This window comes from Bradyrhizobium sp. USDA 10063, from assembly GCF_054063735.1.
This window is the reverse complement of the sequence record NZ_JBSSGP010000002.1, coordinates 8254452-8268186: the sequence shown is the minus strand read 5'-3', so window position 1 is coordinate 8268186 and position 13735 is coordinate 8254452. Positions and strand designations below refer to the sequence as shown.

General features: G+C 58.4%; 12 protein-coding genes. 1 reads left to right on the top strand and 11 read right to left on the bottom strand.

Annotation, left to right across the window (positions count from 1 at the left end):
- Positions 1-202: 202 nt before the first annotated feature.
- The 4 genes from pyk to ACVJGD_RS40765 all read right to left on the bottom strand — a co-directional run bounded on the left by pyk (position 203) and on the right by ACVJGD_RS40765 (position 5671).
- Positions 203-1615, bottom strand: coding sequence for a pyruvate kinase (gene pyk / locus ACVJGD_RS40780; protein ID WP_456639404.1), 1413 nt, complete (start codon positions 1613-1615; stop codon positions 203-205).
- Positions 1616-1772: 157 nt separating this feature from the next.
- The gene (locus ACVJGD_RS40775) at positions 1773-3557 is read right to left on the bottom strand and encodes an FAD-dependent oxidoreductase (RefSeq protein WP_456639403.1); all 1785 of its coding nucleotides are present in this window, start codon (positions 3555-3557) and stop codon (positions 1773-1775) included.
- A gap of 31 nt (positions 3558-3588) precedes the next feature.
- Complete coding sequence (locus tag ACVJGD_RS40770) at positions 3589-4419, bottom strand: phosphoenolpyruvate hydrolase family protein (RefSeq protein WP_456639402.1); 831 nt, start codon at positions 4417-4419, stop codon at positions 3589-3591.
- Positions 4406-5671: a Tm-1-like ATP-binding domain-containing protein gene (locus ACVJGD_RS40765; RefSeq protein WP_456639401.1), complete on the bottom strand. Its 1266-nt coding sequence runs from the start codon at positions 5669-5671 to the stop codon at positions 4406-4408. Before ACVJGD_RS40765 ends, ACVJGD_RS40770 begins: the two co-directional genes overlap by 14 nt.
- A gap of 103 nt (positions 5672-5774) precedes the next feature.
- Here ACVJGD_RS40765 and ACVJGD_RS40760 point away from each other — a divergent pair, with 103 nt between their 5' ends.
- On the top strand, positions 5775-6398 hold the full coding sequence (locus ACVJGD_RS40760; protein WP_456639400.1) for a hypothetical protein: 624 nt from the start codon (positions 5775-5777) through the stop codon (positions 6396-6398).
- A 10-nt stretch (positions 6399-6408) separates the two neighbouring features.
- On the opposite strand, the gene ACVJGD_RS40755 is transcribed toward ACVJGD_RS40760, so the two are convergent.
- From ACVJGD_RS40755 to ACVJGD_RS40725, 7 genes are all read right to left on the bottom strand, one after another.
- Positions 6409-8088: a phosphoenolpyruvate hydrolase family protein gene (locus ACVJGD_RS40755; protein WP_456639399.1), complete on the bottom strand. Its 1680-nt coding sequence runs from the start codon at positions 8086-8088 to the stop codon at positions 6409-6411.
- Positions 8089-8220: 132 nt separating this feature from the next.
- The gene (locus ACVJGD_RS40750; RefSeq protein WP_456639398.1) at positions 8221-9336 is read right to left on the bottom strand and encodes an ABC transporter ATP-binding protein; all 1116 of its coding nucleotides are present in this window, start codon (positions 9334-9336) and stop codon (positions 8221-8223) included.
- Positions 9333-10157 (bottom strand): HAD-IIA family hydrolase, encoded by an 825-nt coding sequence (locus tag ACVJGD_RS40745; protein ID WP_456639397.1) that lies wholly within the window; start codon positions 10155-10157, stop codon positions 9333-9335. The genes ACVJGD_RS40750 and ACVJGD_RS40745 overlap by 4 nt, the downstream gene beginning before the upstream one ends.
- Positions 10150-10920 (bottom strand): SDR family NAD(P)-dependent oxidoreductase, encoded by a 771-nt coding sequence (locus ACVJGD_RS40740; RefSeq protein ID WP_456639396.1) that lies wholly within the window; start codon positions 10918-10920, stop codon positions 10150-10152. Before ACVJGD_RS40740 ends, ACVJGD_RS40745 begins: the two co-directional genes overlap by 8 nt.
- Positions 10917-11858, bottom strand: a complete 942-nt coding sequence (locus ACVJGD_RS40735; protein ID WP_456639395.1) for a ribokinase — start codon at positions 11856-11858, stop codon at positions 10917-10919. The genes ACVJGD_RS40740 and ACVJGD_RS40735 overlap by 4 nt, the downstream gene beginning before the upstream one ends.
- Positions 11855-12715, bottom strand: coding sequence for a carbohydrate ABC transporter permease (locus tag ACVJGD_RS40730; RefSeq protein ID WP_456639394.1), 861 nt, complete (start codon positions 12713-12715; stop codon positions 11855-11857). The genes ACVJGD_RS40735 and ACVJGD_RS40730 overlap by 4 nt, the downstream gene beginning before the upstream one ends.
- A gap of 11 nt (positions 12716-12726) precedes the next feature.
- Positions 12727-13689, bottom strand: a complete 963-nt coding sequence (locus ACVJGD_RS40725) for a carbohydrate ABC transporter permease (RefSeq protein ID WP_456639393.1) — start codon at positions 13687-13689, stop codon at positions 12727-12729.
- Positions 13690-13735: the final 46 nt, after the last annotated feature.

Genomic DNA, 13735 nt, shown 5'->3' with positions numbered 1-13735 from the left:
AAGGCGGCACCGGTGAGCGACATTGCGGCCCTATGGTGAGGAGCTCTCGCCGAAGCGCCAACACTCGCCCCATTTCGCTACGCAATCGACGCGGACACCTGAAAAAAACGCCGCTGTCGGATTTCTCCAACAGCGGCGCAAGTCTCGGGAGAAAGCAGACTGACCGGCCTGCCAGCGGATCCAGTCTGGGCGGGCCGTCGTCTTAACAGGCGGCAACACGGAGATTGTTGGTCGCGCCTCTATGTCCAAATGGCACGCCAGAGACGACAACGGCCAAGTCGCCCGATCGCACGTAGCCTTCCTGATGCGCCGCCACTGTGGCGATCTGCGTCATCTCCTCATAGCTAGAGGGATCGCTCGATACGAGGCTGTGCACGCCCCAGAACAAGCAGATGCGCCGGGCCAGCCTCTCATCCGGAGTAAGAGCCAGGATCGGCACCGGCGGCCGCTTGCGCGCGATCCGGGCGGCCGTCGTGCCGCTTGCGGTGAAGCCGATGATCGCCTTGGCGTCAATGATGGCGGCAAGATCTGCGCCTGCGGCAGCGACGGCGTGCGGAGCCGTGACGTCTTCGTCAGCTTGCGAGGCTTCAACCAGGGACCGATAGAGACGATGCTGTTCTGTACTCTTGATGATCCGATCCATCATGGCAACTGCTTGGATCGGATAAGCCCCGCTTGCCGATTCAGCAGACAGCATCACCGCGTCGGCGCCATCGTAGATGGCGGTCGCGACATCTGAGGCTTCCGCGCGCGTCGGCGTCGGCGCAATCACCATGGAGTCAAGCATTTGCGTTGCGACGATCACGGGCTTTGCGGCAAGCCGACAGGCGCGGACGAGTTCCTTCTGTCGCCCAGGCACCTCTTCAGGCGGGATTTCGACGCCGAGATCACCGCGAGCGACCATGATGCCGTCTGACAATTGAATGATGTCGTCGATACGATCGAGTGCCAGAGGCGTCTCGATCTTGGCTATCAGGCCAGCCGCATCGCCGATCAGCGCCCGCGCCTCGAGCAAGTCCGAAGGCCTTTGAACGAAGGACAAGGCCACCCAGTCGACGCCGAGTGCGAGGCCGAAGGCGAGGTCGGCGCGATCTTTCTTGGTGAGAGCAGATATGTCGAGCACCGCCCCGGGAAGGTTTACGCCTTTGTGGTCGCGGATCACGCCGCCCACAACGACTCGCGCGACAAGTTCGCCATCCCCCGGACTAACGATGCTCAGGCGCACACGGCCGTCATCAATGAGAAGGTTCTGTCCGGGATGGGCGACTGCAAATATTTCGGGATGAGGAAGCGGGATTGATTGCTTTCCGCCTTTCGCTCTATCGAGCACAAAGCGAATTGTTTCGCCAGCGGTCAGAGCCAGCTTGCCCTCTTCAAGCGAGCCGATGCGGATTTTTGGACCTTGCAGGTCCTGTAGCACCCCGATCGGCCGGCCAAATTCTTGCTCGATCGCGCGGATCGAGGCATAGACGCGCGCATGGTCATCATGCGTTCCGTGACTGAAGTTTAGCCGAAAGGTATCAGCACCCGAAAGATAGAGAGCATGGATCTTTTCAGGCTCCGCGGTTGCGGGACCAACTGTTGCGACGATCTTGGCATGGCGCGAACGACGCATCGTGAACCCTCTAGGTCAGAGATGAGTTCTGTGTGAAGCTCGATCGCGACGTCCGGGGACGTCGATCAGAACAATCGCACCTTGCCAAGGCTGTCTGGGTCACTCGTCCTTCGCCCTTCGCCGTACGACCGAATACACGCCGTCCCGAGCCTGACGATCAGGCTCCGGAAGCCACCACTCTTTGCCCCTCATGAGCGGATAGCAGGATGCTGTTGACGGCGCGGTATGCAAACACGATCGCGGGACCAATCGTAATGCCTGCTCCGGGATAAATTCCCCGCATTGGCGAAGTCATGTCGTTGCCGCAAGCATAGAGACCTGGGATCGGTTTGCGTTCTGCGTCCAGGACATTTCCGTAAGTGTCGGTTGCCAATCCAGTCGCCGTGCCGAGCGTTGCCGGAACGATAGGCAGAGCCACAAACGGTCCGTACTTGATCGGTCCGAGATTTGGATTTTTCGTTCCCACCGTTGGATCGCCCAGCGTACGATTGAATGCTGTTTCACCGCGTTTGAAGAACGGATCGCGTCCTTCGGCAGCGTGCGCGTTATGTTCCTCGACGGTTCTTTGAAGCGCGCCGGGGTCTATTCCTATTTTCTTGGCAAGCTCAGGTATCGTTCGGCCCATCTTGATGTAGCCGAGACGCGCATATTTTCCGACGCTCAAGGTCCAGGGCCAGGGCAGCAAGTATCCCAAGCCTCTCAGGCGGACGAAATCTTGATCGCAGATGAAGTAGAACCGCTTGTCCGCGGGATACCCGTTTGCGAACATTGCCAGGCAAATGTCATGGTACGAATTGGATTCGTTGACGAAGCGTCGGGCGTTTGGCCCGACCGCAATGACACCGGGACGGCCACGGTCGAGCCAGCCGTATGGGACAACCTGCGCGCCGCTCCCGCTCTTGAGGATCGACACTGGCGTCCAGAAGCCGGCAGAAGCGACATCGTTGTCAATCGCGGCTCCGATTCTGCTCGCAAGGACAATTCCATCGCCGGTTACGTCGGTATGGGCCAGCGTGTCGTTGTGCTGGTGCGCCCCGCTCAGCTTCGATCTTAGTTGGGCGTTGCGAGCAAAGCCGCCGGTGGCGAGGATGACCCCATGTGAAGCGCGAACCCGAACGTCAGAACCGATCAGTTTAACCACGGCACCCGTGACGCGTCCCTCTTCTTTGATGAGTTCTACCAAGGGAGAGCCCGGCCATACCTCTACGCCGCATCTGCGTAAGCTTACGAGCAAGCGCGCAATCAAAGCATTGCCTCCGCTGAGCTCAGTACCACGCCTGTAACTGAGTCGATCCCGCGCGTAGCGGCTTACGCGGCGCAGAACATGCTTGAGCGAAGCAAAAGACAGGAACGGGTTCAAAAAACTTCTCACCTCGCCAGATGAGATCATCATTCCCCCAAACACAACACGAATGGGATCGCCTATCAGATCAAAGTCTGCGCCGAGATGCCGTCCATCATAGGACGCGGGACTGAGTGCCCGGCCCATATCAAGTCCACCGATCTGGTTCGAGTGATAGTCGGGCGCCGACGCCAGCGTGAACTTTACCTCCGTGCCGTCTTCAAGTTCGGTGAGGGCGGTTGGGCCATCCTCAAGATAGGCATCGATAAAGTCTGCCCGATAGTATTTGCCGAGTTCATGCTGCAGATAGCTTTTCGCCTTCGCGATGGAATCATCGATCTTTGCAGACCCCGCCTGGGATGAACACGGAATCCAGATCATGCCATTCGACAGGCCTGTCGTTCCGCCAAGCTGTGAAGACTTTTCACATACGGTCACTCGCAGTCCGGCCTTTGCCGCATAGAGCGCAGCCGACAGTCCGGCTGCACCGCTGCCGATGACGAGCACTTCTGTTTCCCAATCCTGATCGGGCCTGGATCCGCCTCGGGAAGGAAATGCGATCGTCTCGTGATCGGCTGATTGGTCGTTCGGCGTGTTCATGCCAGCCTCGCTGCCCGTATTGCGATCAACGTCAACGATTTCGCGGTAGAGGGACGGCTTTGAACTCCTCTGCCGCCGCCTTCACGGCTCGTTCAATTGGGATTCTTTCGATGGACGAGGCGCCAACGAAGCCGACACACTGCGTCGACCGAAAGACCTCGAACGTATCTTGCGGTTCCGCAATTGCCCCTCCATGGCAAAGGAGGATGATGTCCGATCGGACGCTTATCGCCGCCGCGTTGATTTCATTGATGCGCTTGATCGCCTCTTGGATTGACTGCCCTTCCTCATGACCCACGAGCCCGCCGCGGGTTGCGCCGACATGTGAGACGATGCAGTCAGCTCCGCTACTGGCCATCGCTTTGGCGTCTTCCGCCGTCGCAACATAGGCAAGAGAGAAGATGCTCTTCTTGCGAGCGAGAGCGATCATTTCGAGCTCGCGTTCGAAGCCGAGCCCGACGTGGCCGCGCCGTTCACGCCATTTTTCACCCATGGTGGAGATGGTCGGATAGTTGATCACGCCTGAGAAGCCGGCCGCCCGGAACCTGTCCAGAAGCGCATCGAGGTCGAGCCGGAGAGGATCCCATGCCTCGACGCCGCCTATGACAGGAACGGAGGACACGACGTTGCGGATTTCCGCAGCCAACTCGAGCGTGCGTGCGTTGGAGTCGCCTATTCGGCTGGTGGGCAGGCCCATCAGACGCGAGAGCCCGGTGCTGTAGACCACCAGCATGTCAGCCCCGCCGAGAACGGCGCATTTCGCAACTAAACCGCAGCTGCTCCCAGCAGCAAGAAGCGATTTCTCTTCCGCTACCTGTTGCGCGATCTTGGAAAGTATTTCGGTTCGCTCAAACATCCGCATCGCATGGGCCTCCTTCTCGCAACTGTTTCAGGATCCACGTCGTGGCGGCCTCGGCAAACTCGGGATCGTTGATGTGACAGTTGAGTTCTTGGCACGTGATAGTCGGCGGGAGATTTGCCTTGACCGCATCGAGCCAAGCTCTGTCAGCAGCGGCGTCACGAAAAATGCCGCCCTCGCGGTCGTAATCGGAAACGCCTTTCGCCGGCCAAAGTACAATGCTGGGCCCGTGCGCTTGCGACAGCCGCTCGGCTGTGAGCCGGCCGATACGCGCGTTCTCCGACGCAGTCGTGCGCATGAGCGTTGTGTAAGGTGTATGGGAATAGAATTGGCGCCCTCGAAACTGATCTGGGACGCTGGATGGCAGGCCAAAATTGACCATATCTACCGCGCCAGGCGCGATCATTTGTGGGATCAAGCGTCGCGAAGCTCCGTTGAGCCGATCCGGACCGGCGCTGGCGGTGCCTCCAACGATTTCGTCGGCGAGCTCCGTTGTGGTCAGATCAAGGACAGCGTCGAACTCACCGGCAGCGAGGAGCGATTCCATTTTGCGGCCGCCGGCCCCGTTGGCCGGAAAAACGATCGCATCTACGCCGGCCTCGGCAAAGCGCTCCACGCACTGATTTGCCGCGCGCGTCGTGACGCCAAAGGCCGTAATGGCAACAATCTTTTTTCTCCGCGCCTGCGTGGAGGGCGCATAATGCATCGCCGCAACGGCGCGTCCCGCATTCTCCAACATCTTTGCGGTGAACGCGTTGATGCCGAAGAGATCGACCAAGGTCGGATAGAGCATGATGTCGTTATGGACCGCCAATTCGGCGAGTAGCGCTGGCCTTGCGCTGCTGACCAGAAGCTTGGGGAAGCCATAAGGCAAATCAGCCACCACCTCGCCGAAGACTGCGCTGCCCTTGCCGCCCGCTAGACCGACGATCGCACTGATAGTTCCTGATGCTTGGAGGCCCTTGACTTTTGCGCTGGTGACTGCCGCTATTTCCTTCAAGAGCTCGGCGGGCGAAGTCACGCGAGCGTCGTCACCATCTGCTTGTTTCGCCCCGGCAACGCCCTTGGACGTGCCGATATCGATCAGGACGGTCTTGCGGCCGCAATCTTCGACGATATCCGATAGGAATGACGCTTCGCGGCCCTTTGTATCCAGTGTGGCCACGATGGCGACGGCGCCGCAGGCGGTAGCTGCAACTTCGGACAGCTTACCATCCCGGACCGACCCCTGGTCGTCCGCGCCATGGTGAGACACGATCTTCCTCCCGGACCATTCTTAACAACAGATTCTCTAGACCGGGCTGAACCTGAGTATAAGATCGGCGAAAGGTCTGAATGGGTAAGATTGGGTAGAAGCGGTGAAAGCGAAAGCGACACTCATCGGTAAGCTTGCCTCACGCCCGTCGGCTGCCCCCTCGGGCCGCTACCTGGAAATCTATGCGCCGTCTTTGCGTCATCTTCCAGAAGGCTCCATGCTCGTCATGGCAACCTTGCCCGTCGTCGACTGGAACGATTGCCTCTTGCGAGACTTGCGTACCATTCACAAGAGGACATCCGTTCGGGCCTATGCGGCGATGGTCATGATCGATCCATTCGCGTGCTGGGAGGATCTTGCCGACTCATTGAACGATGCGGGGATCTTTGGCGTCATAAACTTCCCACCCGCATCCATCATCGAGCGATCGATCGCGGGTGTGCCGCTTGATGCTGGAAAGGAGCTCGAACTTCGGCGTATGGAGTGGTTCGCCAGCCTAGGGTTCAAGGCGTTATTTGTCGCCAGTAACGATCTTGAAATTACAACGGCGGAGAGCAGGCTCGGCTCCCATCTCGACGGTATCGTCTATTTTCCGCCAGAAGCTCTCACGCTGACGATTGGCGACGACATGGAGCTGATAAGCCTTGGCAGCGAGGACGGATCGTCGGTGCCGAAGCTTGCGCTCTCGGATGGGATCGCGTCGAAGCGGCGGGTCCGAAAAAATTGATTGGCTCAGGCTATTCCAGTATCCGCAACTTCTTGATTTTGTTGTACAAGGTCTTTCTTGAAAGCCCCAGGGAGCGTGCGGTCCTTCCGCGGTGAAGCCTGTTTCGTTTCAAGCCTTCGATGATCCACTCGCGCTCTGAGAACGCAGCTGTGGGCTTGACGGGTGAAGATGCGTTCAATAGCGGCCTTAGTAAGTCCGCTGTAATATGGGTATCTGGCAGCGTCACCAGCTGGTTGACGACCTGGCGCAATTCCCTGAGGTTGCCGGGCCAATGATGGCCAGCGAGCGCGAGGAACGCAGAATTTTCAATGGCGAGCGTTTGGGCGTTCGAATGTCCCTTCGCCTCTATGGTGAAATGTTGAACAAGTTGCGGAAGATCCTCCAGGCGGTTTGGCAAAGCTGGGAGCGCAATGTCGAGCCCGGCAAACGAGGCGAGAAGCCGGGGACATAGCACAGTTTCCAGCCCCGCTCCGCGAGCAACCTTCGCGGTCGCAATTATTCGTGCAGTGGACCGGAGAACAGAGTTGCCATTCAGGGGCGTGAAGTTGCCAGTCTCGAGGTAATCTGCAAGACGCTCCTGCCCGTCGCGCGAAAGCTGATCGAGATGCAACAACAAAATGGCAGTATCGCTTGCAGTTTCCAGGGCGGATAGTTGGCGTCTCCTGTTCTCATCGCGCTCCGCGCCGAACAACGCACCGACCGTGTCTATCGCCAGCCCCCTGCGACAATGAAACAGCACCGCGTTCGAGTGCTTATGGTCGCTAAAGGCATGGACCAAGCCGGCTATCCTCCGTTTGCCTGAGCCGGGCTCGCCCCAAATGAGCACAGGATTGGGATTCGTGGCCAGGCGCTTTGCGGCTTCGAGAACGCGCTTCATGACCGACGACTGCGCGATCACTCCGTGCCTATACCCGCTCAACTGGAGCTGACGCTCAAGAAGATCGACCTTCTCCCGCAACAAATGAATGGTCTTGAAGCGCGAAGTCACCTCAAGGACCGACATCTCCAACGGTACGCGGTCCAGCGAAGAGCCTCCGATGAATCCCCGGATACCGGTTTCGCGGCAGATATCCAGCAATTCGTCGGGTTTTGTTATCGGTCCGCCGCCAAGCAGGCAGATAAGGCTCTTGTCGATGGATTGAGCGACGCGCGCAACAGCACTTGTGCGCGCAGCAAGTTCTGATAAGCTGATCGATGGTTGCGATGAATTCTCGACGCTGCGATTGAGATTGAAATTAATGCAGATGGCTTCCACGCCCGCTTCAACCATGCGTCTTGCTTCCGATTGGGTGCGGGTATAGGCGATGCTCATCAGGCCGCGCTTTGCGGCCTTGACTAGAAGTTCGATTTCGCGGGCGTAGCCAAGACCGCACTTCTCAAGCAACGACCTCCTGTAGTCATCAATGTGGATCACTGACGGGAAGTTGGTGACACCCGAAAAGCCCCATCTGATGATCCGGTCGAGCCAGCGGTCAATATCGAGTTGTGGATCGAAGGTACAGGCCCCGAAAAAAACCGGTAATCTGGTGCTAGGCAGGATTTCGGTCCGGGCGAAGCCGGCCACGAATTCGTTGCTATTGCGGATTGGAAGAATCGAGGCTGGCGAAGATCCACCCATCGCGCGAAAGCGTCCGGCATTGAGCGCTAATACGAAATCCGCTCCCGCTCGTTCGGCCGCTCTCGCGGTCATGCCCGATCCGATTCCGGCCCCAAGCACAAACGAACGGGAATTCCGAAAGAACTGCCGGATCCCGCCGGCCTTCACCTGGTCCGTCCGCGACTGCATACCGACCCCACATCTTGCACGGCTGGTAACGCGAAATTAGCTCCAATTCGCGGGCGGGTGCAACCGTCGCAATGCTTTTCCGTTCGTCATGAAAAGGTGGCAGTCCGCCGGACAGGCAGCGAGACGAATCTTGCCGGCGCTATTGGGTGCCTCGGGCTTGGGCGCCCTTGCGATCACTGCTTCGTTTCCAGCGTTGCCATACACATAGGTGACGCTACCGAGATGCTCGACGAAGTCGACGTCGAGCTCGATCGCGATCTCGTTCTTCTCCGCAGAGGATAAAGAGAAATCGTCCGGCCTAATTCCGAGCATGATGGGTTTGCCCACGAGCACTTTATCCGGTTGGACGGGGACGGATACTGTCGCACCAGCGTCCAGTCTGACGTCCATGCCCTCTTCGTGCGCCGCCTCGATCTTGCCCTTGAGGAAGTTCATTTTGGGCGAGCCAATGAACCCGGCCACAAAGCGAGAGGCCGGATTGTGGTAGAGATCACGCGGGCTGCCCACTTGCTCGATATTGCCGTCCTTGAGCACGACGATCTTGTCAGCCATGGTCATCGCTTCGACCTGATCGTGAGTCACATAGATCATGGTGTTTCCTAGCTGCTTGTGAAGCTTGGCAATCTGAACCCGCATTTGCACGCGCAATTCCGTATCCAAGTTCGACAGGGGTTCGTCGAACAGGAAAACTTTGGGTTCGCGCACAATCGCTCGCCCGATCGCCACGCGTTGCCGCTGCCCGCCTGAAAGTTGTCGAGGTTTACGATCCAGCAGATGATCGATCTGCAAGAGGGACGCAGTTTCGGCGACCCTCGTCTCTATCTGGGCCCTATCAATTTTGGCCATACGCAGAGGGAACGCAAGGTTCCCTCGCACGGTCATGTGCGGATAGAGAGCGTAGCTCTGGAACACCATGCCGAGGTTGCGGTCAGCGGCGTCAACATTGTTGACAACCTCGTTATCGATTAGGAGCCGCCCTCCGCTAATTCGCTCCAGCCCCCCGATCATTCTGAGGAGCGTAGACTTGCCCGATCCAGATGGTCCGACGAAGACGACGAATTCACCGTGGTCGATTGCCAGGTCGATATTCCGTAGGACCTGGATAGTTCCATACGCCTTGCTAACTCCCTCCAAGCGAACATCGGCCATCATTCTCTCCTCTGTCGCGCACGTCCAATTACCGCCGGCGCCACCTCAATCTCAGCCAGACTGGACACGGTGAAATCGGGCGGCATCAATGATGAGTTCTCTCGTGCCCGCACCCCGGTCGTGACCAGCACGGTCGGAAGGCCCGCCCGCTTGCCGGCCTGAATATCCGTTGGAATCTGGTCACCGATCAGCAATGTGCAGTTGCGAGCCGTCCGCAGACGCAAAAGTGCACTCTCGATCATATGCAACTCGGGTTTGCCGACGATCAGGGGCTTTACTTGCGTCGCAGCGGCCACGGCTGTGATCGTTGCGCCTGCTCCTGGCTCGAACCCGCGATCGGTCGGCAAGAGGAGATCAGGGTTGGTGCCGATGAAGGCTGCTCCGTTCAAGATTGCCTCGACGGCGATCCGCATCTTCTCATGCGTGATCTGACGATCGAGACCCATCACCACGACCTCGGGCTTTCGGTCGGCAACCTCGAAACCCACGTCGGTGACAGCTTTCACAAGGGATGGCGCGCCAATGACATATACGCGTGTCGCGTCCGGGTATTTCGCGCGGATGACCTCCGCTGCGGTAATGGCGCTCGTAACCACGTCTCGCGGCTCGATCGCAAGTCCGAACCTCTCCAGTTTGCGGACGACATCCTCCGGCGTATGCGTCGAGTTGTTGGTTACGAAGCAGAACGGCAATCCGGCCGCCCGCCATCGTCCAAATGCCTGTATGGCATCTGAAATCGCAGCATTCCCGCGATAGACGACGCCGTCCAGATCGGAAATGATGCCTTCGATGGACGGCCAGGAGTAAGAGCCTGCTTCAGCCATTCATCAGCATCCCGCCGTTGACGTGAACGATCTGCCCTGTGATGTAGGCGGCCGCGGGGCTGGCGAGGAAGACGGCAAGGCCAGCGATATCCTCGGGCACTCCGACCCTTCCCAACGGGATCCGGCCACCGTGGCGCGCTTCGGTCTCCTCCCGCGCACGCCCGTGCATCGGGGTATCGATGATCCCAGGTGCGATTGCGTTCACGTTGATATTGAGGGGGGCACATTCATAGGCGAGCAGCTTCGTGACATCGTGAACAATCGCCTTCGACAAACAATAGTCCGCTCCGCCAGCCTGGTAGTTGAACACTGCCCCCTGCGAAGACAACGAGGAGCCAACGTTGACGATGCGCCCCCCCTTGCCTTTCATGAAGCGCTCGACGACCAATTTTGAGCAGCGCAGGACGGCGACCGAGTTAATCTGAATCGTGCGCTCAATTTTCTCGACACTGCCATTCAGGAGCGGTTGGGCAGATTTGATACCGGCGTTGTTGACCAGCACGTCGAGCCGACCAAAGAGTTTGGCAACCTCATCGAGTACTTTCGTGACATCTTGCTCGCGCGCGACATCCATTGCCATGGGCAATATGCCGTTGCCATAGCGCAATCCGGCCAGAGTGTCTCTGAGGTTATTCAAGTTGGTATCGGTGGCGAGGACGTTTGCTCCTCCTTGGCGAAACGCATTCACAATGGCAGAACCGATGCCGCCGCCTGCCCCGGTTACGAGCACCGTTCTATCTGAAACTGAGAACTGTTCGGTCATTCCAACTCCAAGATCGTTTGGGACTTCAGAAACTCGTCAACTGCGTGGGCGGTCGGCATCGAGCTTTGAGCGCCGCGCCGTGTCACACACAGGGCTGCAACGGCCAGCGCCTTGCTCACTGCGTCCCTCAACGGCAGCCGTTGGGCGAGCGATGCGGCGAATGCTCCATTAAAAGCATCTCCTGCGGCTGTGGTATCAACGACGTTGACAGGAAAGGCGCGCAGGGCAAAAGAGCTCTTCGCATCGGCATAATAGGCACCCTGCGCTCCTAAGGTGATCAGCGCGGCTCTCGGCCCGAGATCAAGAAGCTTCCCGGCCGCGTGCGCAGCACCGTCGAAGTCGTACACCTCGATCCCCGTCAGCTCAAAAGCTTCTGTCTGGTTCGGCGTGACGAAATCGACACTTCTCCATGCTGCCGATGAAAGCCCCGGCCTCACCGGCGCTGGGTTGAAGATGAGCTCGAAGCCCTTGTGTGACTTCATCTCGAAGAGCCTATTGAGCGCCGCGATAGGCATGCCCATCTCGGCCACGACAATCGCGTCGGGCTCTATGAATTCCGCTGCGCTCTCGATCATTTCTGGCGTCACGTTAAGATTGGCGCCCGGGTCAATGACGATCATGTTAGAGCCGTCGTCACCGACCATAACCAAGGCTGAACCAGCCACCTCTCCCGCACAGATCTCGATTGCATCCGCGCAAACGCCGGCCTCACTTAGCGACTGGAAGAGCGAGTGACCGGTGTCATCATCGCCGAGACGCGTGTAGAAGCGTGGCCGAAGACCGAGCCGAGCAGCTGCAACGGCCTGATTGGCGCCCTTCCCTCCCGGGTTGCGGGTCAAGGTGCCCATCAGGCTTTCACCCGGCATCGGAAGCCGCTCGACATTGAAGCAGAGATCGAGATTTGTTGTTCCGAAGAACATAAATGGCCTGGCACTCATTTCACAGCACCGAAAGTAAGCCCACGCTCGAGATGACGTTGGCCGATGACGATCAAAATGACGGGGATGATCATCGTCACGACCAGTCCGGCGGCCATGACTGGATAGAACTGCACACCCGGATTGAGCAGCTTGAGGAGAGCGACCGTGACCGGTGCCTTGGTCGAGCTGAGGATGAGACCGAGGGCGAAATTGTGCCAGGCGAGCAGGAAGATCAGCAATGAGGCCCCGATCAGGCCGGGCTTCAACAGCGGCAGCACGATGTGCAACACGACGCGGAATGGTTTCGCGCCATCCATGGCGGCTGCCTCCTCGATCTCCTTTGGAATATCGTCAATGTAGGAGCGGCTCAGCCACACGATCATCGGCAGCGTAACGACCTGGTACACCCAGATCATGCCGAAATAGGTATCATAGAGGCCAACCGTCTGGAACACGTTGAACAGCGGGATGACAACCAGCAATACCGGAGCGAAGCGGAATCCAAGAATGAAGAAAGCAATGTCTTCCTTCAGGGGTATGTCCCGCCTCGCCAGGACGTAGCCGGCAGGTACTCCCGCGAGCAGAGAAATGATGACCGATCCGAGCGCTATGACGACGCTGTTCGTGATCGGTGTCAGGAAGTCCACTTTGATGGTGCCGTAGCTGGTCGATCCCGCCTGCGCGACATCAAACAAGACACGAAAATTTTCCAGGGTCGGCGTGAAGACGAAAGTCGGCGGCCAGGCCATAACCTCGACCTGCTGCTTCAGCGACATCATCACGATCCAGGCCAGTGGAAAGGTTAGGATCACCGCACAAAGACCGACGAGCAGGTTAAGGACCCAATTGGTGCAGGTCGCGCGTTTCAAGCGCATGTGCTACCTCTTCAGCTTACGCTCCGCCGCACGAACCGCCACAGCTTGATCATGGCGAACGTCCCGACCAGCACGATCGTCCAGTTGACGACCATGAGCGCGGCCCCACGGCCAAAGGCGAGATTCTGGAACGCGGTGATATAGGCCCGTACCGAAAGTACGGCGGTACTGTTTCCGGGCCCTCCCTGCGTGGTCCCGAAGATGATGTCGAATTGATTGAGAGATTCGATCAGCCGAAACACTGCGGCGATCAAGATGTATGGAGCGACGAGCGGCAGCTCGATATGCAGGAAGGTTGGCCACCCTTTCGCACCATTCACCCGCGCGGCTTCCCTCACGTCCTCGGTAATACCCTGTAGGCCGGCGAATATGATCAGCGCGAAGAAGGGCGTATAAGTCCACACGTCAATGAGGATCAGGGAGAACATTGCGGTGCCGGGGTCCGAAATCCATCGAAACGGGCTGATCCCAGCAAGTGACAGCAAATAGTTCATAATCCCGCTTTGCGGGTCCATCATTGTCGTCCACATGAGCGCTACGCTCATCGGTGGCAGGACCAATGGCAGCAGGATTACGGGTCGTATCAAACGCGCAAGGAAGACTTCCGTCGCGAACAGCTTCGCAAGTGCCAGCCCGAACGCCGCCTCCATGAATACCGCAGACCCGGCGTAAACGAGAGTCACGCGAACGCTGTTCCAGAAATCATCTGTCTTGATCAGGGCCGCATAGTTGTCGAAGCCAATAAAGCGGACAAGCGGCCGACCAAACTTGAGGTCGGTCAGCGACTGAAAGACGCCATAGAAGAACAGGAAAAGAAATCCGAGCAGTATGATGACGGCTGGAGCGATCGCAGCGATGGCCCACCAGTCCAGACCCGGCTCCTTGGCGTTCCTCACCAGCTCATCCTTCGACGAGGGAAATTGGCTGGTTGAAGGCTGCAGCGTGACGATTGCGTCGAATCCGCGAAGGTCCATCGCATTGGATCTCTTAAGCTATGAGGGGCGGCAATTTTCCCCGCCG

Coding starts and splice junctions, on each gene's coding strand:
- pyk (WP_456639404.1), bottom strand. CDS start 1,615: ATGCGTCGTTCGCGCCATGCCAAGATCGTCGCAACAGTTGGTCCCGCA.
- ACVJGD_RS40775 (WP_456639403.1), bottom strand. CDS start 3,557: ATGAACACGCCGAACGACCAATCAGCCGATCACGAGACGATCGCATTT.
- ACVJGD_RS40770 (WP_456639402.1), bottom strand. CDS start 4,419: ATGCGGATGTTTGAGCGAACCGAAATACTTTCCAAGATCGCGCAACAG.
- ACVJGD_RS40755 (WP_456639399.1), bottom strand. CDS start 8,088: ATGACCGCGAGAGCGGCCGAACGAGCGGGAGCGGATTTCGTATTAGCG.
- ACVJGD_RS40750 (WP_456639398.1), bottom strand. CDS start 9,336: ATGATGGCCGATGTTCGCTTGGAGGGAGTTAGCAAGGCGTATGGAACT.
- ACVJGD_RS40745 (WP_456639397.1), bottom strand. CDS start 10,157: ATGGCTGAAGCAGGCTCTTACTCCTGGCCGTCCATCGAAGGCATCATT.
- ACVJGD_RS40740 (WP_456639396.1), bottom strand. CDS start 10,920: ATGACCGAACAGTTCTCAGTTTCAGATAGAACGGTGCTCGTAACCGGG.
- ACVJGD_RS40735 (WP_456639395.1), bottom strand. CDS start 11,858: ATGAGTGCCAGGCCATTTATGTTCTTCGGAACAACAAATCTCGATCTC.
- ACVJGD_RS40730 (WP_456639394.1), bottom strand. CDS start 12,715: ATGCGCTTGAAACGCGCGACCTGCACCAATTGGGTCCTTAACCTGCTC.
- ACVJGD_RS40725 (WP_456639393.1), bottom strand. CDS start 13,689: ATGGACCTTCGCGGATTCGACGCAATCGTCACGCTGCAGCCTTCAACC.